The following is a 25205-nucleotide window of genomic DNA, read 5'->3' on the forward strand; positions in this document are numbered from 1 at the left end:
GTGCTTTGATGCCTCTCCCTGTGTTTAATTGCTTTCTTTTTCGGTCCAAAATGACTATACTGATTGCGCAATTAATCAGGGAGTTTTCGGAATTTAACCAAAAATCCTCTTCCCCCGAAGACGATACAACGATAAGATTCTACGCTCACACCTTACGCTCAGATTGTCTACTTGCGAAACGTTCCGGATGTTAGTGATCCCTTGTTTACAAGACCTGCCGGATCAGCCATCACAGTAGTAGAGTGATGCGATTTTGCAGGGCCTACCCCCTGTAGAACTTGAGTGTTTCTTCTCAAAAAGTTCCGACTAGTATTGAGCGCTTTGACGCGGACGGTATGTTGCCGTTCGATTTGTATCCATCACATATTATCCTTAGTAAACGTGCATTAAAGCCATGAAAAATCTGGAAAAGTATCGAAACATTGGAATTTCGGCTCACATCGACTCTGGTAAAACGACACTTACCGAACGAGTCCTGTACTACTCAGGTCGAATTCACAAAGTACGTGAAGTTCGAGGCGGCGATGGTGGCGCTACGATGGATAGTATGGATCTGGAACGCGAGCGCGGAATTACCATCGCTTCTGCTGCCACTCAGGTGCAGTGGAAAGACACCACGATCAACATTATCGATACTCCAGGCCACGTTGACTTTACCGTAGAAGTAGAACGTAGTCTCCGCGTGCTTGACGGTGCTGTTCTTGTCCTCTGCTCAGTGGGTGGAGTTCAGAGCCAGTCTCTGACCGTTGACCGCCAGATGAAACGTTATGGCGTTCCCCGTATTGCCTTCATCAACAAGATGGACCGCACCGGTGCCGACTCCGCCAGCGTAATCAAACAGATTGCAGACAAACTGCATGTGGTCCCATTACCGTTGCAGATTCCAATGGGCGAAGGGGCTCATTTCGAAGGTGTGGTTGACCTGGTTACCATGCAGGCCGTTACATACACTGGTGAGCAGGGTGAAACCGAAGTCTTCGGAGAAATTCCAGAACAGTTCAAAGCTGGCGCTGAAGAAGCCCGCGCTAACATGCTGGAAACACTGTCCATGTTCAGCGATGACCTGATGGTCGCTTTACTGGAAGAAGCTGATGTGCCTGTAGAAGACATCTACAAGGTCATTCGTGAAGCCACGCTCTCTCACGAAATCACTCCAGTCATGATGGGAACTGCTTTCAAAAATAAAGGAGTGCAGACCCTGCTGGACGCAGTCGTTCGCTACCTGCCCAGCCCGCTGGACCGCGAAATTACTGCGATCGACCTGGATGCACAGCAGAAGGCCATCAAAGAAGGTGCCGAAGATACCAGCAGCGACACATTCCGTACAAAACTGTCGCACTCTTCAGACAAGCCTCTCGTCTCCATGGCGTTTAAAATTGTTGATGAAACATTCGGACAATTGACCTACATGCGTATCTACCAGGGTAAGCTTGAAAAAGGGCAAAGTTACATCAATACACGAACGGGGAATTCCACCCGCTTCGGTCGCCTGGTCCGAATGCACGCAGACAGTCGTGAAGATGTCGACTGTGGCGAAGCCGGTGATATTATCGCTGCCGTCGGTATGGAGTGTGCCTCTGGGGATACATTCTGTAGTGGTGACGTCAACTTTGCTCTGGAAAGTATCTTTGTTCCTGAGCCTGTGATTCGTCTTTCAATCGAACCGCTCGACCGGGATGGTGCAGACCGTCTGGCCAAAGCTATTCAACGCTTCAACCGTGAAGACCCCACTTTTCACGTGATGACAGATGATGAAACCAATCAGACCATCATTGCTGGTATGGGTCAGTTACATCTTGACGTTTACATTGAACGCATCAAGCGTGAATACAAAGTAGAGTGTATTATTGGTGAACCACGTGTGGCCTACCGTGAAACCCCGACAATTCCTGTCGAATACAACCACAAGCACAAAAAACAGACTGGTGGTTCCGGTCAGTACGCTCATGTGGTTGGTAAGATTGAGCCAATGTCGGTTGAAAACGATAGTGAAACATATGAGTTTGTAAACGACATCAGCCAGGGTCGTATTCCCCGTGAATACATTCCTGCTGTCGACAAAGGCTTCCAGCGTGCTCTGGTCAAAGGGCCGCTTTGCGAATGTGAAGTGGTCGGCGTGAAAGCCACACTGTCTGATGGTTCCTACCACGATGTCGACTCATCGGAAATGGCCTTCAACGTTGCCGGTTTCAACTGTATGCGTGATGCCCTGAAGAAGTCTAACATGGCTCTTCTGGAACCCATCATGAAACTGGAAGTGGAAGTTCCTGAAGAATATCAGGGGCCTGTCTCCGGTCATATTGCACAAAAACGCGGTGTAATCAATACCTCTGAAACCCGTATGGGAACCAGTACTTTCATCGCGGAAGTCCCACTGGCAAGTATGTTTGACTACGCCAATGAACTGCGTTCGATGACACAGGGTAAAGGCGGATTCAGCATGGAATTCTCCCGATACGCTCAGGTGCCTCGAAACATTCAGGAAGAAGTCGTAGCACGTCGCCTGAAAGAAAAAGAAGAACGTATGGCAACTGCCTAGTTTTAAATACAAAGAAAAAGCCCCGTTTTACGAAACGGGGCTTTTTTTATTGTATCAAGTAATCTGCAGAACAGGTCATCATCAGGCGAGTTCGGCTTCTGCGGCCAGGATTGGTTCCATCAGCTGACGAATCTCAGCTTCCTGCTCTCCCGTCAGTGTTCGCTGTGGCGCCCGTGGCGGTCCAAAGTCGGCCCCCGTGAGTGTAATCGCATACTTCAGCATGCTGATATTGAAACTGTCACCGGCGCGAGCCCGGTAATCTTCAATGGGAAGAATCTGCTGCTGGATTCGCATACCTTCCTCATATTTCCCGGCGTGGAAAGCAGCATGCATCGCCAGTGAAAGCCGCGGGCAGACATTGCCTGCACCACTGGTGAATCCCCCCGAACCTGCCAGCATATAATAGGGCGCAAAGCGTTCTGCCGATCCACAAATCCATTCCAGTCCATCTGAGTCTGCATTTACAGTCGTACGAAACTGATGCATCTGATTCACCGAGTACTTCACGCCTACGGAACGGGAATCGGAGGCCAGTTTTAACAGCAATTCATCACTGGGGATTTCCGCTTTTTTATAGAACAACGTCGGACAGTCGACAGCATCCATCACAGTCAAATAATATTCCTCCGCTCCCCGATCGCTCATATAGGGATGTGCGAACGGCATAAACATGATTCCGGTTGCTCCCGCTTTAATACAGTCAATGGCCGTCTGGCGGGCGACGTTCACCTGGTAGCCGATTGGAGCAAAAATCAGTGTCTCCGGACCAGTCACTTCGCGCGTGATTTTCACCAGTTGGACAATTTCTTCAGGTGACAGGCTATGAAACTCACTCGTTCCTGCTCCCGGCAAATAGACACGCATTCCTGCATCAAATAAATTTTGGGTATGAGCAGCCTGCTGATCCAGATTGATCTGATCGTTCTGATCAAATGCAGTCAGCGGCACAATATGCACGGTTTGCAACTGTTGACGTTTGAGGGAGGGACTCATGAAACAATTCCTGTTACCTGGGAAGATCGGGGGACCAGAGACTTCATTTCTCTGGATTCATCCTGCAGAATGAAACCACGACGCGGAATCTCAACAGAATACTTAAGACTCTTTACATACTGTTGTACGCAGATTGCTGGCGACCATCAATCTAACCGGGGCTCATGAGTCAAAATAAACAGCAACTCGAATATTGGTGCTATCTGGCATGTATGATGGAAGCAACTGCCCGAAAGCCGGGAAACGTCCACCCAGAGGCTTCTTTCCCTGATTTGAGCTACGCCGATTTTCTAAAATCGGCAGCGGTCATCGCTCCCCTGCTGGCTCAATCTACAGAACAAACCACGGGGGAACTTGTTCTTTCCTGTATTAGAGAAACACAAAAAGCAGTGACCAGTAATTCCAATCTGGGGATGGTTTTGCTGTTGGCTCCCCTGACGCGAATTCCTGCAAAATTAAAAGTCACTGAAGGAATCCACACCGTTTTACATGAGTTGTCAGTTGAAGATGCACGTGCTGTATACGAGGCAATCCGACTTGCAAACCCCGGAGGAATGGGGACAACAGAAGCCGAAGATATCGCGCTGGAACCAACGGAAACTCTGCGCGACGTCATGAGCCTCGCTGCGGAACGGGACTTGATTGCCCGCGAATACACCACTGACTTTCAGATCATTCTGAAGACCGGCGTCCCCGCGATTTCTGAATACTGGAATCAGACAGGCTGTTGGGAATCCGCCATCATCCACTTGCAACTTCGACTGATGTCTGAGTTTCCCGATACATTAATTGCCCGAAAACTGGGCCGTGCAGAAGCAGAAAAAGCAGCCCGTCGCGCCCGATCTGTACTGCAGTCAAAAGCGGGAACAGTTCATCTTGAAGAATTTGATTCCTGGCTGCGCGCAGAGGGAAACCAGCGAAATCCCGGCACAACAGCGGACCTGATTGTGGCGACGCTCTTTGTCGCACTGCGGGATGGTTTCATTCCTGCCCCTGCTGGCGGTACAATACTCGAAAAGATTCCCCCGCAATTTCATCAGTTCCTGAATTCAAAGTACCAACATGAATAAATTCGCCCGATATCAGGTGCGTGTCACCAAAGATCATCTGGTTTTCAGTGCAGCACACTTCATCACATTTAACGGCAACATCTGTGAAAGGTTACACGGCCACAATTGGCGCGTCGCTGCTGAACTATCCGGCCCCCTGGATGAAAATGGCTACGTGTTTGACTTCATCGCGCTCCGCGACCAGTTGCAGAAATCAGTTGATGCACTTGACCATCGAGTCCTGCTGCCGACTTTACATCAGAAGATCCAGGTCAGGGAGCAGGACCAGGAAGTCGAAGTGACGTTTGAAAACCGCCGTTGGATCTTTCCCCGCGAAGACTGTATTTTACTCCCAGTGGAAAATACGACAGCGGAATTGATCGCACACTGGATTGGCCAGCAGCTGCTGGCTGTGATAGGATCCAATACTGCAAATCAGATTGAAGCGGTGCAGATCGAAGTAGAAGAAAATTTCGGACAGTGGGCTATCTGTAAACTGCCTGTCTCATAATACCCATAATCCAGTCAACGCACTGGCACATCCAAGCATAAACGAGTCAAGGAACGAAACAATGTCAGCAAACTCAGCCTGGACCATTGATATTACCGAAGAAAACTTTGAAACCGCGGTGATTCAAAAGTCCGAACAGATCCCTATAATTATCGATTTCTGGGCTCCCTGGTGTGGCCCCTGCCAACAGCTGGCACCACTGCTGGACCAGCTTGTGGATGAGTATCAGGGAAAATTTATACTCGCCAAAATAAATATCGATGAACAGCAGAATCTGGCAGCAGCGTTTCGTGTGCAATCCATTCCCATGGTGGTCGCATTTGCAAACGGACAGCCTGTCGACCAATTCCAGGGAATCCTCCCGGAAGAGTCATTGCGAGAATGGATTTCCAATCTGTTGCCTTCACCGGTAGACATGTTACTGCAGGAAGGGCAGATTCTGGAAGACTCTGATCTGGTCTCCGCGGAAGCAAAGTACAAAGAAGCCGCTGAGCTGGAACCGACCAATGATGTCATCAAAGTGCGTATGGCTGCAGTTCTGGCAAAACAGTCACGCTTTGATGAAAGCTCACACATCATTCAGGAACTGGAGAAACGAGGATTTCTGGAGCCGGAAGCAGAACAGATCAAATCGCAGCTCGAACTGCAGGCAGCTGCAGAAGAAGCAGGGGGCGTCGAAGCCGCTCGTTCAGCGCTCGATGCCGATCCAGAAAATACAGCATTGAAGATCGGACTTGCTGATGCTTTGGCAATTTCCAACAAGCATGAGGAAGCGTTGGAAATCTGCCTGTCCATTATTGAACAGGATAAAGCCGGAGCAGGAGTGGAAGCCAAAGCGACCATGCTGCGGATTTTTGATGTTCTGGGCCCTCAATCTGCTCTGGTGAGTACGTACCGCCGTAGACTGGCAACGTTACTGTATTAGCCTGACTTGTCAGCTATCGTTACTGCCCGGCTGACCGGGTACCAGCTGGAGAACCGGCAATAGGAACGCCAAAAGGCAACGGTCGTCCTGCCACCTGGTACCCCAGCGAATGGGCGTGTTTCTGCAAACTGCGGTATAACTCAAAGCTGTCTGGATATACCCAGAAGGTGAGAGTGGATCCGGTGCCGATCTCAGTGATCGCCTGGAAAAATTCAGAGTTATTCTGCATCGCCTGCGCCAGATCCTCACCAGCGATATCATCACTGCGACTGATTTCCCACTTAGAGACTCCGACGCGGAATCCACCACTGCCGCCGTTACTCAATTGATCCAGAGCGGATAAGGCCTGACGTTCTACAATGTAGTCCATCGTATAGCCGCGAAAAGGCCCCACCTTCCCGTGATGTTCCCGGTATTTCGCCAGCCAGCTCCCGCGTTTCATCACCTGGTCTTTCAGTTCCATCAGCAACTCATTGATCGGTACATAAGAGACCCGATTCTCCGAAAGCAGAAAGTGCCACTCTTTATCAGTGACAAGTTGACTGACCGGGGTTAAACGATGCTTCAACTCCTTAATCTGTTCCTGTGGTTCGGAAACCTTTCGGGACTGCGCGACGACGCGTTCCAGTTGCTCCCTGGTCTCTTTGGTCGTATCAACCAGACTCAACAACTGCCGATATTCCTGCTCCAGGCGATCGCTCTTTTGATTGACTTGAGAAACCATCGACAGTACTTTACCACTGATTTCCTGCTTCTTTAGCTTAATTTCTGCAGCTCCCGCTTTCCGACTCTGCATCAACTGATCCAGCCGTGACAGCTCCTGCTCCATCTTCCGGACTTCATCCAGCAGTTCCTGCGAGGGTTGCTGATAGATAATTTTTGGTTTCTGAGGCACAAATGGTTTGGGCTCCTGCGGTTCCAAAGCCAATACCGGAACCGGTGGTGGCTCTGGTACGATTTTAGGCAGAAATGCTTCCAGATCCTGATCAATAATTTCCGGTTGGGGAGGAATTATTTCCTGATTCTCAGCCACCATCACGGGTGCCTGGCTCATCTTGATACCAGCAATCACAATCAGAATAATGAGAATCCCAACGATATTGGCCACGATGTCCAGAAACGAATCTGACCCGAATCCTGCTTCTCCCTGTGTTGCACGGCGGCTCATTTTATTGCTCCTTCACAGTTGAGAGGGAGGAAGAACCCGGAAGCGGATCCAGTGTGTATTTGGCTTCGGTCTGAAGCCCCATTTTCTGCGCCGAGGATTTTAACCGTTCATAATACTGGTTCCCTCCCGGACTAATCGTAAACTGCAGGGTGGGAACCCAGTAAAAACCTTTGGGAGCTGGTCCCCAGGAAGTGACATATTGATCCATAACAACCATCATGGACTGTGACAGTTTTTCCTGAGTGACCCCCTGGTCCAAGGCTATCACCTTCTCGTCTCCCACGATGATCCTGTCTGCTCCTATTTGAACAGTAATCTCACGCTCAAAGCCGATGCCGGATCTTGATTGAGGAGGGCCCCACTGCCGATTCTGCGAATCCCTGTCTGACTGGGCTGCTGATTTGTGAGACCGATGCAGCGATATCGAACTGGCGTTTCCGGCCCCTCGAGCTGATTGACCTGGTGTCCGCGGAAATGGATTCGGTGGGATTGCATCTGCGCTTGCCGTCTGCTGTTGAGTCGCACTGTTTCCTGTCTGAGTCCCCTCTTTCAGGAATGGATTTTCGATCACTCGGTTCTGAGCCATTGCCGCTTGCGTTTCATTTTGTGATTCAGATTGTCCCTGCTTCTCTTCTCCCTCGGCAGTCTTTGTGGACTGCGTGCCATCCAGTTCTACCAGATGTTGTCTGGCCATTTCTTTCAACTGATCTCGGCCAATCACCTTAGCCTGCTTAACCCCCGGGCCTGCCCCTTCACTGCCACTGTAAGGGCCTTTTAAATCTTCAATGTTATAGACCTCTGCTCCCGGACGACTGCCGGGAAGATTCGCGAATGCTTTGTCATCAATCTTTCCACCACCCGATGTGGTACCGGAATAGAGCCCGCGAGGTTCTGCACCGGTATGGCCGCCTCTCCCCTGTGGCACAATATGTTGCTGGTCTGCCACTTTTGATAAATGCTCGGCCCGTGCCATCTGCTGGCGTGGTGTTAAAACATCGCTGAATCGTGATCCGCCAGAACCGTTCCTGCCTCTTGCGAGTTGTTCCGAGCCTCTGGATCCCCCTCTGCCACGACTGGAGCCTTCTTCCGGTTCAATGACCCGCACCATGCCTGTTCGCGCATCAAACTGCAGACGTCTCTCACTTGCTCCCTGTTGATTCTGGTTTAATTGAGAAACCAGATGCTTTCGCTCACTTAAAACACGATCAATGGCTTCCTGGCAGATTTGCTCCGCCCGGGAGTCTTTGTCGGGCAAAGCAAATTCCCAGTCGGCATCAATCAGCTCATAACCAGAATCCAGTTCCAGATTATTCAATAATTTGCGGGCAACATAATAACCCACACTACCACTGGGTCTGACCAGGATTAACACGTACGGTTCTTTCCCTGTCCCCTGGTCCTTGGCTTTCCAATACTGAAATAATGCCTGGGTTCCTGCCAGTAGCGGATTGTATCCAGGCGTAAACTCCTTCAGGTCTTCAGGCGTCAAGGTAATTCCCTCTGGCAGAAAGGTTAGCCCCTGGTCGGTACATTCAATTAAAACAGGACGTTTAGCCGTCCCAGTCTGACCGTCGTAAGGAATAACCGAATATTTACTGCGCGCGGTTTTCTGTGACTGTTTTTTGTCCTGTAAATTCTGTAATTCTTCCTGAAGCATTTCGGCGATACGCGCTTTCTGCTTCTGGAGTGCATTCATTTTCTGATTCAGTTCTTTGTCTTTCTGATTCAGAGACAGAACCTGCTGTTCACTCTGTTTCAACTGATCTTCCGACTGGTTCAGCTCATTTTTCAGTCGGACCAGCTTCAGGTTTTGTGCCTTCAGGTCTTCCAGCTTACGCGATCTCTGCAGGAAGAGCGCTTTCAATTTTGCCTCATGCTCTAACGCCAGATTGATTACTTGAGGCGCAGGTTCCGGAACGACTTCCGGCTCTTCAACCTGAACGACAATCGGGGCAGCAGTCGCGGGCTCCTCAATTTCTGAAGAGAAAATGACGGGAGGAAAATAATCGTCTTCGACGACTTCTTCCACAATGACCTTCTGCACCTGCAGGACTGCCTGGTGGCGAATCCGGCGGGTGGTGACGACCAGCAGGAAAATCAAAGCACCCATCGCACAAATGAGGACCGCTAAGAAGGGAAATAGCGATACCGAACGTGCTTCCTTACCTTGTCTGCTCATGGAAAAAACCGCGAATTAAATTCGTTCAGAATTGAATAGTTGAGAATCACAACCTCTGTATTTACTACTTTCAGGCAGCGTGATTTCGATTTGAGCGGGCGGTGAGTAAGTGCACAGCCGCACTCAGGCTATGCAGAGTTTCTTCAAAGGTCTCGGTGGCTCGAATCGCATCCAGATTTTCAGCCAGCCGTTTCTGCAGACCTACCAGGTGCTCTTCCTGACCAACAATTTTCAATAAATTTTCGCTTTGTGAATTCAGAGCTTCGATCTGCAGAGTAGAAACTTCTGAAGTGTCTTTCAGTTGTTGATTCCACTGTCTGACCTCGCCGGCGATTTCTTTTGTTGCCAGCTCAATCTGCGAAGTCTGTCGAGACTGCGCCGAAATCACATCCTGATGTACTTCATTCCAGATCTGGGCCAGGTGAGTCGAAAAGGTCGAATTTGATTCTTTCTGTTTTTCCTGCCAGCGGGTTAACATCAGCTCAATCTGTTCGGTCGTCGTCTGGTAAGCGGTCAAAAATTCATTCCGTAATGATTCTAATTGTGAAGAATGACTTCCCAATGTATTTGTCATTCCTTCCTGCAGGCTATGATCAAAGTTTGACTGCTGCCGTTCCATCATTTCGGACCAGCGACCGCGTAGTCCTTCCAGACTCTGTTGCCAGAGATCAGTCTGCCGTAAAATCATTTCTTCGGTCCGTAGTACCAGTTCCTGAGCAGCTTCGGCTTCAGCTGATTCCAGCGGGCTCAGTGAACTTTCTGATACACTCAGGCAGGAAGCAATATTCTCAATCCCGAAGAGCTCAATCTGCTCAAGCTGCTTTTGCTCCATCCGTTCCACAATAAAAGTGGAAAACACGAGAATCAGTGATAACCCCAGCGCGAGTGCAGTGGTATCAAAGGCAACCGCCAGGCCACCAGTCACTTCGGAGAGAGACGTGTCTAACTGATCGGGGGTCACATTGGCAATCGCAATGGTAATCCCGATCACAGTTCCCAGGAACCCGATGATCGGAACAGCCCAGGTAATTGTACGGATCAAAGAATAACTGGCGTGCATCTGCTCGGAAGCCAGCTCGGCCAGATATTTAAGATGTTCATCCAGGTCCTGGACCGAACGACGTCCCTTCACATAGGAAACCGTATCTTTCAATCGCTTGCCCAGATAGGTCTCGCCGATCCAGCTGGAAAGCGAGTCCACCTGCTCTGAAAACACATCAATTCGATCGTTGAGTTTCTCAATTTCACCGATCGTTTCCCAGTCAATTTTCGTTTCTGACAACGATTTCTTCTGACTGAGCATCCCCATGCCTTTCACACCGATAATTGCCATACCGATGAAGAACAGGCCTGCCGTAGCGTACTCCAGCGGGTGACTGCAAAAATAACGATCGATCAAAGAACGATAGACCGGCAGATAGGGAATAAGGGCATAAAACCCAAATGTGGCAGCCAATCCCCAGAAGAGAGGGGATTTCAAGATCGTTTTCGACCAGTTCAAGAAATGGTCTTCTGTTTCACTTTCCGGCAGGGATTCCAAGTGTTCCATCTGTCTATCCACATCCTTTAGGCCTGAATTCAGGTTTGTCGCCAGAGTTTCCTCAACATAAAGTCTGAGTCTTGCAGGGAAACCGTTATCATCGAAATTGCATGCACATGCTTTAAGTCTGACCAGTTGTCTGTGCCTGACACTCCCAATGCCTGGAATTTGTAGAGCCAACACTCCTTGAATCCGGGCAACTGCCTGAACAAACTGGTTGACTGAAGTTTAACTTGATCGCGTTAAACCACAGACACGCAACGAAAGCTCACTTGAGCAATACGCACATTCGTTATAATCGTCATACTCTGACTTCTGAGTTGAGTAAAAGTTGGCAGCCGGAATCAGAAGCAAAAAGTATTCGAAAATGTCCATGAGAACACTAATTGAAACCAGAGAATCCATGCACGCTCAGTTATATTTTAGCAAACCAATAAACCCCACTGATGGCACCAGTTAGAAACAGACATCCATGCATGGAATTGACGCGCGGCATTGAAAAAGCATAATAGATTCCGGGTTTCAGTCCTTTTAGACTGTTCATGAGCGAAACAGCCTGTTTTACTGCTGACGAGCAGAATGAATTCCCGTTTATCCCGAATTAGATCCATCCATCTACGTTTACTAATATGACAGTATCGAGTAATCAACAATCAGGCGAGACTCCACTACCTGCCGTCGATCAACACATCATCCGGGAAATTTTAGGCTATCTGAATTTCTCAAATGGCAAACCGGACCCCAAGTTCCGATTTAACTGGAACCAACTTTTTTCCGATCTGGATGAACGACCTTCAGCGGAAACCCTGGAACGACTGCTGAGTATTTATCTTAAAGAACTAAAAGGCACCTCGGGAGCATTTCAGGAAATTACGCAGGCGGAAAATGTGATTCGCCTCGCCCTGCAGGAATGTCTGCCCCGTTACAGGGCACATCATCGGGATCTGCTGTTTCACATCTGCGAACGAGAATTTCTGCAACCATATTTTCTGGCAGTTCTGTTTGAATCGTTGCTGGAACAGAGTGGCCCCTGGTCAGAAACAGACCGCATTGTTTCTGCGGTAATTGACAGGCTAAATGATTTTGTCGGTTTTCGTCCGGTGGCTGTACTGGAAAACGGTCGTCAGATGCAGGTTTACCCGCATGAAAAGTTCCGGCCTCTGCCAGTCTACTTTCGTGATAGTGGCGTCGCCTGTGGTGTGTATCAGAAGCTAATTGAACAAACCATCAAGACTCTCCAGGCGACCCCTGAAGACCTGCTGCATCAGGCACACTTCCGCCTGGAACGAATGGACGAAATTGCCATCGATCTGCGGGCTCATGATCATCTGCATCCGGTCAACAAACGCACGAACTATATGTTTGGCGAATGGGACCCGCACATTATCGACAACCAGGGTTATTATCGCCGCTTCGTCATCCGCCGCCTGATCCTCGACTCTCTGCTGGCCTGGATTGATGAACACAAGGAAATTCCACTGCAGGAACGACTGGAAGACGCTGCCGCTGTACTGAGTGGTACGATGCTGATGGCCTCGTCGATCAGCGGTTCAGGGCCTGACACACACGCCAGCGATATCAGCCTGACATCACTGCTCCCCAAAGTGGCCCGTCAGCGAGATGACTATTATAACCGCCTGCTGGCTTCAGCCAGTGGGCCGCGGGCAGAACGACTGCGTAAAGAAGCCAAACAGTCGCAACAGCCCTTTGGACACATTCGTCATTATCTGAATCTGCATCTGGCACGTTATGGCGCCCAGCAGGTCCAGCACCGACAACTGTCTCGCATTTATGCGCGGATGGGTTTTTCTGTCGCTGCCCGCTGCGAAGCTGCTGTGATCCCCTGCACTTCAGTTCGGTTTGAATGCGAAATCCAATGGAGAATCACCCTGGTGCATCTGCACCTGGAACGCTACGAACTGGAACAGGCGTGGAAACTGATTCCGGAAATTGAAGATCACCTGACCCGGGGCATCGAATGTGGTGCCCTGATCGATCCCTGGAACATTCTGGGATTCCAGGGTTTATTTCCCCTGTTTATCTCACGAGAAGACAGTATTCCCGATCAGCGGAGTGAAGTCCTGCTGGACCTGATGGAAGAAATGTTTTCAGCTTACTCAGCCACTCTCAGTGAGGCGGCTGCACAGGGAAACGACCAGCTGAAACTGGAAATTTCTCATCGCTTCCAGAAACTGGCAGAAACATGGGATCGTTACGCCACGACGACGGTAGAAGATCTGCCTCACGTCAATGGCCAGGATTCTTTCGAATCGGCGGCGCATGTTTCGCAAATTTTGACGGAGTGGAAAAAAGGCGGAGAAGCCGTCGGCGATATCTCGTTCTGGCGACAGCATGTCGACCGGTTTGAGTCTGCAAAAGCGTACGCGTTGACGGTCGACGCTTTGCTGCAGAAGCAGGACCATGTCGCTGCCATCGGGCTGATTATGCAATGGTTGAGTCAGGTAGACCAGACCGGTCTTGAGTCCGGTCCCTACTCGATCCATTCTGTACTACTGCAATGGATGCGACAACTGACCTCGGAGATCGAACCGGAATTCTTCAATACGAACAGCATTTCCATCCGTAAAATGTTCGACTACCTGGAAGTAAATGCCGCCGACTACTGGTCGGTCCCCAATTTTGACGCGGTCCTCCCGGTCCCTGAAAAAGAAATTGAAGATCCATTTGATATCGAGTCGGCTGAACCCGACGAAGAAGACTCGCTGTTCAACGCCGCCTATGAAGATGTGACATTTCGTGACAGTGCCGATGATGGGGTCCAGGGGGAAATGATGGACTCGGGCTTTTCACCCAGTAATTCTGAAATCGAATCAATCAACCGACAACTCGAACCGCGTTTGAAGTTTTTAAATACGCTTTCACAACTCTGGCAATTATCAGCCGCATTTTACAGCGAAGCAGAAATCAGCCAGACGGAAAATACTGGTGACGCGAACAAGGGTGAGAAAGCTGCCAGTGTATTAAATGAGGACACGCTGCATTCCATTGCAGGCTGGATTCGTCATACCGAACATCTGCAACAGGAACTGGTCGTGCTCCTGAACTCGATCTGGAACTATCAGATTCCCAAGCCGAGTGGCGATCACGATTCGAATATTGAATATGATCTGCAAATGCAGACCAAGTTCTACCTGATGCATGCCATCATCATTACGACTGTTAACTGTCGTTCTGCACGCCTGATGCTGCTTTCAACAATCCCTCCCGCCAAGGCAGAAGGAGAACTTTCTGAAAACGAAAGTCTGCTGGTTCCGATCTACCGGGGAGTACTGACACGGGATATCGAACTGGTCAGAAAAGAGTTCCCCCACTTTCTGAGCAGTATCGCAGAAACCCCTCTGCTGTATACGCCTATTGACCAGGGAGGCAAACCGAACACCGTTCTCAAAGTACGTTCTCTACAGATGATTCTCCGCTTCCTGCTTTCACAGCTCCCCAGCCTGGGCCTGCTACGGGAAACCTGGCAGCTCTTGAAAACCGCTTATCGCATGGAACGCAGTTCACGGCCGGAGGGAATTGCCGTCAGTGAATTCGATCGCCTGTTCCGCACCGCATTACGAAGTTCCCTGTCCGCCATCATTCGCTCCTCTCATGATTGGGAGTCTGATCAACTGGATGATAAGCAACTGATTGAAATTGCTGAAAAGCTGGTGAATAAATATCAGGAACAATGGTTAAAACACAGTCGTACCATGCGACTTTCCAGCGCAGAAGCCTTGAATCAGGACTTTGTCTGGCAGGAAGTACGACAGTTCATTGAACTTTATGGAGCAGACCTGTTCCATGCACAATATCTGACACTGGGCAACTTGCGGACGATTCTACATAACGGAATCGAACAGTACCTGAATTATCTTGCGGAGTACCAGGATCCGGCAGAACCTATGGCGTTACTTACCGATCTGGAAGAAGGTAATATCGACATGGAAGAAGCGGTGACCAACCTGAAGGTCATCTTTGAATCTGTCATCGATAAGTTTGATCGCTTTGTTGAGTATAACAGTACCACGACTCAGTCTGATTATGGCGAAATGTTTTACTGCCTGCTCGACTTCCTGCGGATCGAAGCCGCTTATGAGCGTGACGACTGGAAAATGGTGCCACTCCTGATCGCCCATAAAGTCCTGGCGCAGCAGGATAGAAACGAGTCTGCTTTGATCTGGGAAGCAGTCTTCGAAACCAGATCAGAAGAGATGGCTAAGAAACATCTGAAAAAACTGAAACAGACCGAATCGGAATACAAAATCAATCTACCTCTGATTTCCGACCATCTGAATGAACAGTTTGTCAAACCGCTGGCGGTCAACCGGATGCTGGCCCTGGTCCCTCGAGCCATGAATGATGCCCGCGACGGTAATGAAGAATCAGTTGCCTTTTCGATCCTGCAGGAAGAAATCGAGCGTTACCTGGCAACGACCATTGGATCCGGCATTGATGTTCCCGACTGGATGCGAAACATCGAAGAAGAGATTGATCGACTGGACGAAAAAGTCACCAACGAACAATATGACATTGAAACACAGATCAAACTTTCTCCCGTACCAATGTCACTCGATGAAATCAAAAAACAGTTGAAAATGTGGAATCAGCCATTAAGTCACCCTAAGAAGAAAAAGAAATAGACTGTATCCAGAACCTGCAGCAACAACAGCCTGTCACTGCAGGTACGCTCTGGTATTGACTCTGTTCCCGCCCCTGCTATTCCCGGGCTTTATTGAGCAGTTCAATGATTTTACCCTGTTCATTCGGGGGGATCATTTCATAATGGCTCAATTCAATATCATAAGTGCCGCGGCCTCCCGTTAAACTGGAGAGCGTTCGGGCATAGGTCATAATTTCTGCCAGCGGAACCCGAGCCTGAATGATTTCATAACCGCCCGGTGATACAGCCATGCCTTCCATGCGGCCCCTGCGACTGGAGAGATCACTGCTGATATCTCCCACATTCTCTTCCGGAATCAGAATTTCGATTTTCACAATCGGTTCCATCAACACGGGACGCGACTTCACAAACAGTTCCGCAAAACATTTACTGCCTGCGATTTTGAAGGCGGTCTCGTTACTATCCACAGGGTGATCTTTTCCGAAGTAAACTTCACAGATCAGATCCTGTACCTGACAACCGGCGATTACCCCCTGTTTCATTTTCTCCAGCACCCCTTTTTCGACAGCAGGGATAAACTGGTTCGGAATGGAACCTCCCGAGATACGATCGACAAAGGCAAAGTTCATTTCGGGATCATAATGATAAGACCTGAGATGATCAAAGTTGTTTTTGGTAAAATATTCTTCCGGGTTCACGTCATGGGGCATCGCCGAAATCTTGAGATGAACTTCGGCGAACTGACCTGCTCCCCCCGACTGTTTTTTGTGTCGGTAACTCCCTTCAGCGCTTCCCATGATCGTTTCCCGATAGGGTATTTTCGGCAGATGCGTGATGACTTCCACTTTGTCTCGATGCAGCAATCGCTCCTGCACGATCTTCAAATGCAGTTCGCTCATTCCCTGCATGACCATTTCATGTGTCTCCTCATCATGGATCACATGGAAGGTCTGGTCTTCCTCTTCGATCTTATGCAGGGCCCCCGAAATCTTCTGCTGATCATTCTGACTTTTGGGCTCGACGGCCAGGCCGACCACGGGATGGGGAAACTTGATTTCAGGTAATGACAGACCATCCCCGTTTGCATCGGCAGCCAGCGTATCACCCAGTTTTAAATCTTCCACCTTGGCAACGGCAAAGATATCGCCAACAGATACTTCATCGACAGCTTCCTGCTTGCCTCCCTGGACATCCAGCAACTGATTAATGCGAACTGGTTTCCCGGTACGTACATTGACGACTGATGAATCTTTACTCAATTTTCCTGAAAAGACACGGAGATAACTCATTTTTGAGATAAAGGGATCGATACGGGTTTTGATAACCTGGGCGACAAATGGTTGATCGGGTGAAGGATCGAGCATTACGGAACGACCATCTTTTGTCTGTTCCATCCGCTGGATGTCTTGAGGACATAATGTGTAGTTCGACATCGCATCCATAAACTCGGCAACACCGACCCCTGTTTTAGCACTCATAAATAAGACCGGGATCAATGTACCCGCAGCCATCGCTTTCGGGATGTTGGTGGATAACTCAGCAGGACTGAGCTCTTCACCTTCAAAGAAGCGTTCCAGTAATGCTTCGTTCGATTCAACGATTGCTTCTATCAGCATCTGGCGGGTTCCCTCGGGATCGCCGAGAACGTCGGGATCCGGGGCAGCCCTGTTTTTTACCAGATCAAAAACGGCTTTGAAGTCAGCTCCCAGCCCCACAGGCAGGTTGATGGGAATACATTGAGAACCAAACGTATCTCGTACTGAATTCAAGAGCGCTTCATAATTGATATTGTCTGCATCACATTTATTGAGCACGATCATCCGGGCAATTCCGGCTTCCTGCGACATTTTAGATACACGCAGGGCATTAATTTCGACTCCGTGGCCTGCATTTAACAGTATCAAGGCGGTCTCGACAGCACGTAATGCACCGGAAACCTGCCCGATGAAATCGGGATAGCCGGGGGTGTCAATCAGGTTGATATGATGTCCACCGTAATCAAAATGGACCAGAGTGGAAGCGATGGAAATCCGATGGTCAATTTCTTCTTCATCCGTATCCAGCAGACTGGTACCATCATCAACCGAACCCAGGCGGGAGGTGGTACCAGATTGAAACAGCATTAGATCGGCTACAGTTGTTTTGCCAACAGCCCCGTGGCCGACCAAAACCACATTCCTAACGTCGTCTACCTTGTATTCGTTCATCGCTTGTCCTGCCTTTCAAGAAATTGGCCAGGCGCAATTGTCCTCCGTTCCGTTAAAGGCAACACGCTGAGCCATGAAATGATGCGAACGTGTGTGCCGGGAAATGAGATTTTCCCTGCATATCCTTAAACCGGACTCCGGTCTGAAATCCGGATCAATTCAGCGACGGGTAGATGTAGATGATGAATCGCAAGTTGTCTAATCTCTATTTTATCCTGTTGCTCCTCTAACAGAATCATATAGTTGAGATTTTCAAAAGGCGAAAGGATTTTCTGAAATTTGATCTTGTACCCGAGAATCCACAGCGTCAGAACTACAGAAAAACAGAGTAGCATTGCTGATCCGAATGACACAAAACCGCGTACCAGAATGATTTAACTGCCAGATCTGTGTCGATCATCAAAATGGAACCGGCAGCAGGAACAGATGATGCTCCATCAGAACCCGGTTCCCATGTACGCCGATAAACTGTGTAAAGAACAGTATGAATACATAGACAGCCAACAGAGGCAGAATGATCGTGCGACTCAACCAGCGCCAGCCAAACCAGGCATTTCTGGTCTTCGCAGAGGCCCGATGGTAAACCCAGCCCAGCAGGATTTTTGTAGGATAAATCGTCGCTACAAAAATGAGTGTGATTCCCCAGATGGCATCGCGTGGCAGAGCGGCTACCTTAAACAGGTAGAGCGGAAGAGAGAGCACATACACGATGACCAGGGAGAACATCCATGACAGGGGAGACCGTTTGAATTTCCGTCGGATGGTCCCTAATTCGAACATGGCACGAAAACGGTTCTCTGCGGCAAAATGTGCCTGGAGCAACGGTAACCATCCCAGCACGATCACCAGACTGACCCCTCCCAGCAAGGTCACCGCTACGGCAACTCCCTGCCCTCCTTCCGGTGAACTGGCAGCAGCAAACATGGTCGAAGGAATAATCAACCAGATTAAAGCCCCTAGGAATCCACGCAGTCCCAATGAAAAGTTCTTCCCCAGTTTCAGAGAGGAAATAAATTCACTGACATGTGCAGCGGCCCGGTCCAGATAGCCTCCCGCCCGGATCTGCCTATAGAGCCAGATTGCATTCTTGAGAGGCCTTACGAAACACCAGAGTGTCCCTCCGCGTGCTAAGGCCAGACAGAGATGTATCGAGATCGCAATCGCCACCAGTCGATTTATCAGATGCAGATTACGATCACTGCTCCCGCCGGGATCAATCAAATGCGCGTCCGCGGCAGCTCCGGCCAGCAGAAACAGGGGAATCAACCAGAGAGCGACACCAAGCACAATCATCCCCAGCCGAGGGGCGATATCCAGCAGAGGAAACGCGAGACGAATCTTACCGGTTCGCGCGACGCGACCTTCTACATCCAATAAATATCCCAACGCAATAAAGTTGACAATTGGGACGGCGGCAATGAGAGCCAGAAACAGTACCAGACTGGCAATTCCAAATGCCATGCGGATCATCCAGAAGGCAGCTTTGAGTGGATGCCGGAGCAGATGCGGAAAGGGGGGAATATTTCCCACGACTTCATCAGGGTAGAACTGTTCAATCTCCGCGGTGATGCCTTGCGTGTTAATTGACTCATCTGAAAAATCAGTGATTTCAGAAGCTGCATCTGCCCTCACGACTTTGGAGTCGGTAGAGTCTGCCTGTTGTGTCATATGTTCATTCACAACCCGCTCCCTCTGATGATCAGGAATTCGGGGGGACACAGAAAGATCGATGACATCCCCGGAATCAGCGTGCGTTTTCAAAGTAACACCTGTCAATCACTGAAGCTGATCAATGCCTTTGAGATCGTTCCAGGACTCTTACCAGACGGTTTTTCAAGTCTCCGTTAAATCACGTCTGCACACTGGGACCAGCTAAGTCCTACTTATAACAGAATTTCCTGACCGAATCGAGAAGCATTACCGTGGAGAACCTCGCTTCGGTAATACTGGTACTCAGAAAAAACTCGATAGTTTCAAGATTTCGATGAAACTTTCGAATTCCCAGTCTGGTATGATTAACAATAGAGAAGATTCATGCTTCCCGTTTTTCTGAGGGAAGTTTAAACTCATTTCGAGATGAACCTATGAAGCCCCATGCCCATCGCTGGAAAGTTGTCTGCCTGCCCCTCTGCGTTGTGGGTCTGGTTGTCACCTTGGTTACCTGGGCATCCAGCAGTCCGGTAGACAAGGCTCCTCCTCTGCCGACTGTCGCTGAAAGTGATTCTTTCACTGATACGATCCGACAGGTCGATCAGTTTTTTGAAAAGCAATGGACAGAGAAAGAGATCCCTCCGGCTTCAAGGGTTTCTGAACTGACACAGCTTAGAAGACTTTCACTGGCTTTGCATGGTACGATTCCTTCGCTTGAAGAAATTCGTGAGTTTGAAAACATGCAGGGAGCCGACCGCCTGGAACGCTGGACACAAAAACTGCTGGCCGACCGTCGTTTTGCTGACTACTTCTCTGAACGATTCACCCGCGCTTTTGTAGGCGTTGCCCAGGGACAGTTTATCATTTTTCGTCGCGATCGATTTAAAGCCTGGCTCAGTGACCAGATTCAGGAAAACACTCCCTATGATGAACTCGTGCGGAAACTGATTTCAGGTGAAGGGCTCTGGACGGGTGACCCCGAAACCAATTTCATTACCTCTGCTGTGGCTGATGGAAACCTGGACCGAAACAAATTGACCGGTAGTACCGTCCGCGCATTTTTAGGACAGCGGATTGACTGCGCCCAGTGCCACGATCATCCCTTTGATCACTGGAAGCAGGCGGACTTCGAAGGGCTGACTGCTTTTTATGGTCAGGTAGAGATTCAGGTGCTCGGCGTACGCTCGAACGAGAAATTAAAATACGAAGTAGAAGACCGCATGACACTGGAACAACGCGAAGTAGCGCCCCGCGTTCCCTTCCTGAAAGAATGCCTGCCCGCAGAGGGAACCCTGCGAGAACAACTGGCAGAATGGGTCACTCATCCGGATAACCGCCGTTTTGAACGGGCGTCCGCCAACCGAGTATGGGGACTATTGTTTGGTATTCCTTATTATGATCCCGTTGATGATCTGCCGGCCCCCACTGATCTTTCCCAGTCTCCGCCGGGGCTGCTCGATATCCTGGGACAGGACTTCCGCGAAAACGGATATGACATCAAACGGTTGATCCAGATCATTGTCGCATCCAAACCGTTCCAGTTGTCGTCTGAGTCCGAGTTTGAAACAGCCGAACAAATCGATGCAGCCACTTATAACTGGGCTTTGTTCCCACTCGTTCGTTTGCGTCCCGAACAGATCATTGGTGCGATGCTGCAGGCCTCTTCACTGAAAACCATTGACCAGAACTCCAATCTGATCATGCGGGGACGACGGTTTTTCTCCGAACTCAATTTCGTCAAAGAATATGGTGACCTGGGAAGCGATGAACTCAATGATTTTCCCGGCACGATTCCTCAGGCCCTGCTGCGGATGAATGGCGAGTTCGCTAAGGATAACGGGAGCGCGTCGCCTTTGAATTCTGTTGGACGCATTGCTTCACTCGGCGTCTCTGCGGAAAAGCGGATTGAGACCTGTTACCTGGTCTGCCTGACCCGCCTGCCCACTACAGAGGAACGCGATTATTTTCTGAAACAGTATCAGTCAGCTAAAAATCAACAGCAGCGTGTCAAAGTTACCGAAGACCTCTACTGGGCTCTTTATAATTCACCTGAATTTTCCTGGAACCATTGAACCATGTTTGAATCCCATCTGCTCTCCAGCAAAATCAGCCGTCGCGATCTGTGCAAAGTCGCCGTCGGAAGTACACTCTCATTCATGCTGCCTGGATTCGATTTAAGGGCTGCAGAACGACGGGGAAAAGAACGCCAGAAATCGGTCATCATTCTCTGGATGGGGGGCGGCCCCAGTCAGTTGGAAACCTGGGATCCGCATCCAGGAACCGCCATTGGCGGGCCAGGCAAAGCGATCAAAACAGTTGTCCCCGGTCTGCAGATTTCCGATATGTATCCCCTGCTGGCTGAGCAGTTGGATTCGATGTCCGTGATCCGCTCTATGGTCTCTAAAGAAGGTGACCACGAACGAGGGACCAAATATCTTAAAACCGGTTACCGCCCTGAACCGACAACCGTTTATCCTGCACTGGGTGCAATCATCACCCATGAGGCCCCCAGTTCACAGTTGGAAATTCCCCAGCATATTTCCATGGGGAACACACAGTTTCCCGCTCGAGGCGGATATCTGGGCGGTCATCTGGATGCCTTCCGAGTACCAGATCCCGGTCGAAATATTGGAAACATGCGGTCGGGCGTCGGTGCCCCTCGCCAGGAACGACGTCTGGAAAACCTGAGTGTCGTCTCACAGGCATTTCGAAAAAGGCGATCCATTCAGACTCAGAAAACACTGCATCAGTCGACCATTGATCGCGCCCTGACCATGATGAGCTCAGAACAACTCAACGCTTTTGAAATTGAAAAAGAACCTGAAGCAGTCCGCAAAGCCTATGGCGACTCTTCTTTCGGGCGGGGTTGCCTGGTTGCCCGCAGGCTGGTTGAACAAGGCGTGCATTCCATTGAAGTGAATCTTAGCGGCTGGGACAGTCATGCGAATAACTATACCGGGCACCAGACCCAGGCAGCGATTCTGGACCCGGCATTTTCCAGCCTGTTACAGGATCTGAAGTCACGGGACCTGCTGGACTCGACGATTGTACTCTGTATAGGCGAATTTGGCAGAACTCCAAAAATCAATCCACTCGATGGTCGCGATCACTGGCCTACCGGCTTTTCATGTATCGTCGGGGGAGGCGGCTTGAAAGGAGATATTGTCCTGGGTGAGACTGACCCAACCGGCAAGGAAAAAACACCCGTCGATCCCGTTCGTATCCAGGACCTGTATGCCACGATCATGCAGAAAATGCAAATCGACCATACCAAAGAACTCATTTCACCCATTGGACGGCCCCTGGCACTCAGCGACGGGACCCCGATTTCCAGGCTGATCTGATTTCGGAGCGAGATAAATCAGCTCCGCTGAGGGAAAATTGCTTGCCTGCGAGCATAAAACCTTCTAATTTAATAACTGTTCGAAACCTGACGCCGGATTCGTTGTTTATTTGTTAGAACCCTGCCTCCCTCCTATCCATTGGATGCTGAATATGATCCGAATGATTCTTTCCGTGATGCTCACGACAGCCTTCCTGACTTCAGTACCTCAGCAGACTCAGGCAGCAGACTGGTCACAATTCCGCGGTCCCTCTGGAAACGGTGTTTCACAAACAACGGGGCTCCCTACCGAATGGAGCTCAGAGAAGAACATTGTCTGGAAAGCAAAACTTCCCGGACATGGATCTTCCAGCCCGGTGTTGTTCGGCGATCAGGTATTCGTCACTTCCTATACCGGTTATGGACTGACGGAAGAAGATAACGGCAACCCTTCTGACTTGCGACTGCATGTAATTTCCGTCAACCGCGATAGTGGCGAAATCATGTGGGATGAATCGGTCTCCCCGATTAATGAAGTTCAAAAGATCACCAAACGGATTGTTGATCATGGCTATGCCAGCGGGACTCCTGCCTGTGATGAAACGGGGGTCTATGCTTTTTTCGGAACATCGGGTGTCGTCGCCTACGACCTGAAAGGCAAACTCAAATGGCAGACTGATGTGGGAGACGGGACTGCCGGCTTTGGCTCCGCTTCCTCTCCGATCCTGTATAAAGATTTCGTCATAGTGAATGCCAGCATTGAAAGCTCCACCGTATATGCGTTGAACAAGAGTAATGGCGAAGTGGCCTGGAAGGCGGAAGACATTGTACGCGCCTGGACCACCCCTTCGATCGTAGATGTCCCGGGAGGTAAACAGGAACTGGTAGTCAACCAGAAAAACCAGATCTTTGGCTTTGATCCCGATACGGGTAAAAAACTCTGGACCTGTGAAGGAATTCAGGACTACGTCGTGCCTGTTGTGGTGCAGAATGAAGGAATCCTTTACTGCCTGGGAGGTCGCAGCAACCGAAGTATCGCCGTTCGACCAGGAGGGCGGGGTGATGTCACGAAAACTCATAAGCTCTGGGAAGTCAATGTGGGAGCAAATGTTACTTCCCCCGTGTATCATGACGGCCATCTGTATTGGGCCAGTGATCGAGGTATTGCTTTCTGCCTGAATGCAAAAGATGGCGAAGTGGTTTACAAAAACCGTCTGCCCACCGGAGCCAGACTGTATGCGTCGATTGTTCTAGCGGATGGGAAATTGTATGTGACGACCCGGGACAGTGGTGTCATTGTGCTGAAAGCCGGGCCTGAATATGTCGAACTGGCCCGAAATGAGATTAAATCAGACGATGATCTGTTCAATGCATCACCTGCCGTCAGCGAAGGAAGTATTTATCTGCGTACGAACGGCTATCTGTATCGAATTGCAGAAAAGAAATGAGTTCTACACAAAAGATTCTGATTAAATGACTTACAAGTTTGTCAGACTTTTGGAACAGGTCGTTGTTACAGGCGTCTGCCCGCTGGAAATCCCGAATCGGGGCTTCTACAATACGAGGCATGACTGATTCATCAACTCAAAAAGACTACCTCTTCAAAACGATCGGCGTGATTGGCGTAGGTCTGCTCGGAGGTTCCATTGCCGCTGCGGCTCGACAGCGCAATCTGGCAGAAACAATCCTGGGAGCAGGCCGAAATCCTTCCCGTATGCGGGCTGCGCAGCAGTCTGGCTTAGTGGATCGGGGTACGACGAACATAGCCGAGACGGCAGCACAGTCCGATCTTGTGATTGTTTGCACCCCCGTCAACCATATTGTCCAATTCATCCAGACTGTCGCCAGAAACAGTCGCGCAGGCACAATCATTACCGATGTAGGCAGTACGAAAAAGCAAATCTGTGAACAACTGAAAGGGACACTGCCTGCAGAGGTCACTTTTGTCGCCTCGCACCCCCTGGCAGGATCGGAAAAAAGTGGCTACGAATTCTCTGATCAGAACCTGTTTCAGGATCGTCCCTGTGTCATCACTCCAGAGGAGTCAGCACCCGCAGAGGCTGTTTCCCGAGTCAGACAGTTCTGGGAAGCATTGGGCATGCATGTCCTGCAGACCACACCAGAAAAACATGATCTGATTCTGGCGGAAACCAGCCATCTACCTCATGTGGTCGCTTCCGCACTGGCAGCGACCTTAGCGTCAGAAAACACCAGATATACTTCAACCGGATTTCGGGACACAACACGCATTGCCGGTGGTGACCCGGCTTTATGGATTGAGATCCTGTTAAGTAATCGAGATGCAATTGTGACAAGTCTTGATAAATACACCCAGTCTCTCCAGCAGTTCAAGCAAGCAATTCTGGACAATGATGAAAAGCACCTCAGGCAGTTGCTGGAAGATGGTAAAAAGAAACACGAGACATTAAATTCAACCCCTTAATCAACAGCGTGGGTCAGGTTTTCGACTGACTATCATAGCGACAATAACAAATCTT

General features: G+C 49.8%; 15 protein-coding genes. 9 read left to right on the top strand and 6 right to left on the bottom strand.

What is annotated here, in order from left to right:
- Window positions 1-394 precede the first annotated feature (394 nt).
- Window positions 395-2539 carry an elongation factor G gene (fusA, locus tag ACN0YH_RS15735; RefSeq protein WP_417380531.1) on the top strand — a complete coding sequence of 715 codons (2145 nt, stop codon included), beginning with the start codon at window positions 395-397 and terminating at the stop codon, window positions 2537-2539.
- A gap of 81 nt (window positions 2540-2620) precedes the next feature.
- Here fusA and ACN0YH_RS15740 read toward each other — a convergent pair whose 3' ends face one another.
- On the bottom strand, window positions 2621-3532 hold the full coding sequence (locus ACN0YH_RS15740) for a dihydrodipicolinate synthase family protein (protein ID WP_417380532.1): 912 nt from the start codon (window positions 3530-3532) through the stop codon (window positions 2621-2623).
- A gap of 164 nt (window positions 3533-3696) precedes the next feature.
- On the opposite strand from ACN0YH_RS15740, the gene ACN0YH_RS15745 reads away from it, so the two are divergent.
- The 3 genes from ACN0YH_RS15745 (at window position 3697) to trxA (ending at window position 6017) form a co-directional block, all read left to right on the top strand.
- Window positions 3697-4602 carry a triphosphoribosyl-dephospho-CoA synthase gene (locus tag ACN0YH_RS15745; RefSeq protein ID WP_417380533.1) on the top strand — a complete coding sequence of 302 codons (906 nt, stop codon included), beginning with the start codon at window positions 3697-3699 and terminating at the stop codon, window positions 4600-4602.
- A complete protein-coding gene (locus ACN0YH_RS15750; protein ID WP_417380534.1) occupies window positions 4595-5092 on the top strand; it encodes a 6-pyruvoyl trahydropterin synthase family protein in 498 nt (165 codons plus the stop codon). The genes ACN0YH_RS15745 and ACN0YH_RS15750 overlap by 8 nt, the downstream gene beginning before the upstream one ends.
- A 61-nt stretch (window positions 5093-5153) precedes the next feature.
- A complete protein-coding gene (gene trxA, locus ACN0YH_RS15755) occupies window positions 5154-6017 on the top strand; it encodes a thioredoxin (protein ID WP_417380535.1) in 864 nt (287 codons plus the stop codon).
- Window positions 6018-6036: 19 nt separating this feature from the next.
- On the opposite strand, the gene ACN0YH_RS15760 is transcribed toward trxA, so the two are convergent.
- From ACN0YH_RS15760 to ACN0YH_RS15770, 3 genes are all read right to left on the bottom strand, one after another.
- Entirely contained in the window at window positions 6037-7185 is a 1149-nt protein-coding gene (locus ACN0YH_RS15760) for a hypothetical protein (protein WP_417380536.1), read from the bottom strand.
- A gap of 1 nt (window position 7186) precedes the next feature.
- Window positions 7187-9364, bottom strand: coding sequence for a hypothetical protein (locus ACN0YH_RS15765; RefSeq protein WP_417380537.1), 2178 nt, complete (start codon window positions 9362-9364; stop codon window positions 7187-7189).
- Between the two features lie 70 nt (window positions 9365-9434).
- The gene (locus ACN0YH_RS15770; protein WP_417380538.1) at window positions 9435-10913 is read right to left on the bottom strand and encodes a MotA/TolQ/ExbB proton channel family protein; all 1479 of its coding nucleotides are present in this window, start codon (window positions 10911-10913) and stop codon (window positions 9435-9437) included.
- A gap of 620 nt (window positions 10914-11533) precedes the next feature.
- On the opposite strand from ACN0YH_RS15770, the gene ACN0YH_RS15775 reads away from it, so the two are divergent.
- Entirely contained in the window at window positions 11534-15547 is a 4014-nt protein-coding gene (locus ACN0YH_RS15775) for a hypothetical protein (RefSeq protein WP_417380539.1), read from the top strand.
- 76 nt (window positions 15548-15623) lie between these two features.
- On the opposite strand, the gene ACN0YH_RS15780 is transcribed toward ACN0YH_RS15775, so the two are convergent.
- Both ACN0YH_RS15780 and ACN0YH_RS15785 read right to left on the bottom strand, forming a co-directional pair.
- Window positions 15624-17735 (bottom strand): elongation factor G, encoded by a 2112-nt coding sequence (locus ACN0YH_RS15780; protein ID WP_417380540.1) that lies wholly within the window; start codon window positions 17733-17735, stop codon window positions 15624-15626.
- A 399-nt stretch (window positions 17736-18134) separates the two neighbouring features.
- On the bottom strand, window positions 18135-19415 hold the full coding sequence (locus tag ACN0YH_RS15785; protein ID WP_417380541.1) for a DUF4013 domain-containing protein: 1281 nt from the start codon (window positions 19413-19415) through the stop codon (window positions 18135-18137).
- A gap of 404 nt (window positions 19416-19819) precedes the next feature.
- On the opposite strand from ACN0YH_RS15785, the gene ACN0YH_RS15790 reads away from it, so the two are divergent.
- From ACN0YH_RS15790 to ACN0YH_RS15805, 4 genes are all read left to right on the top strand, one after another.
- Window positions 19820-21457 carry a DUF1549 domain-containing protein gene (locus tag ACN0YH_RS15790; RefSeq protein WP_417380542.1) on the top strand — a complete coding sequence of 546 codons (1638 nt, stop codon included), beginning with the start codon at window positions 19820-19822 and terminating at the stop codon, window positions 21455-21457.
- A gap of 3 nt (window positions 21458-21460) precedes the next feature.
- Entirely contained in the window at window positions 21461-22729 is a 1269-nt protein-coding gene (locus tag ACN0YH_RS15795) for a DUF1501 domain-containing protein (protein ID WP_417380543.1), read from the top strand.
- Window positions 22730-22880: 151 nt separating this feature from the next.
- The gene (locus ACN0YH_RS15800) at window positions 22881-24155 is read left to right on the top strand and encodes a PQQ-binding-like beta-propeller repeat protein (RefSeq protein ID WP_417380544.1); all 1275 of its coding nucleotides are present in this window, start codon (window positions 22881-22883) and stop codon (window positions 24153-24155) included.
- A 62-nt stretch (window positions 24156-24217) separates the two neighbouring features.
- Entirely contained in the window at window positions 24218-25150 is a 933-nt protein-coding gene (locus ACN0YH_RS15805) for a prephenate dehydrogenase (protein WP_417380545.1), read from the top strand.
- The last annotated feature ends 55 nt before the right edge of the window (window positions 25151-25205 follow it).

It is taken from the genome of Gimesia sp., assembly GCF_048262075.1.
Lineage (GTDB): Bacteria > Planctomycetota > Planctomycetia > Planctomycetales > Planctomycetaceae > Gimesia.

Bases quoted from the DNA above. Each gene is read 5' to 3' on its own strand.
- ACN0YH_RS15765 (WP_417380537.1), bottom strand. From the start codon at position 9,364: ATGAGCAGACAAGGTAAGGAAGCACGTTCGGTATCGCTATTTCCCTTC.
- ACN0YH_RS15800 (WP_417380544.1), top strand. From the start codon at position 22,881: ATGATCCGAATGATTCTTTCCGTGATGCTCACGACAGCCTTCCTGACT.
- ACN0YH_RS15750 (WP_417380534.1), top strand. From the start codon at position 4,595: ATGAATAAATTCGCCCGATATCAGGTGCGTGTCACCAAAGATCATCTG.
- ACN0YH_RS15775 (WP_417380539.1), top strand. From the start codon at position 11,534: ATGACAGTATCGAGTAATCAACAATCAGGCGAGACTCCACTACCTGCC.
- ACN0YH_RS15760 (WP_417380536.1), bottom strand. From the start codon at position 7,185: ATGAGCCGCCGTGCAACACAGGGAGAAGCAGGATTCGGGTCAGATTCG.
- fusA (WP_417380531.1), top strand. From the start codon at position 395: ATGAAAAATCTGGAAAAGTATCGAAACATTGGAATTTCGGCTCACATC.
- ACN0YH_RS15780 (WP_417380540.1), bottom strand. From the start codon at position 17,735: ATGAACGAATACAAGGTAGACGACGTTAGGAATGTGGTTTTGGTCGGC.
- ACN0YH_RS15745 (WP_417380533.1), top strand. From the start codon at position 3,697: ATGAGTCAAAATAAACAGCAACTCGAATATTGGTGCTATCTGGCATGT.
- ACN0YH_RS15740 (WP_417380532.1), bottom strand. From the start codon at position 3,532: ATGAGTCCCTCCCTCAAACGTCAACAGTTGCAAACCGTGCATATTGTG.
- ACN0YH_RS15795 (WP_417380543.1), top strand. From the start codon at position 21,461: ATGTTTGAATCCCATCTGCTCTCCAGCAAAATCAGCCGTCGCGATCTG.
- ACN0YH_RS15790 (WP_417380542.1), top strand. From the start codon at position 19,820: ATGAAGCCCCATGCCCATCGCTGGAAAGTTGTCTGCCTGCCCCTCTGC.
- trxA (WP_417380535.1), top strand. From the start codon at position 5,154: ATGTCAGCAAACTCAGCCTGGACCATTGATATTACCGAAGAAAACTTT.
- ACN0YH_RS15770 (WP_417380538.1), bottom strand. From the start codon at position 10,913: ATGGAACACTTGGAATCCCTGCCGGAAAGTGAAACAGAAGACCATTTC.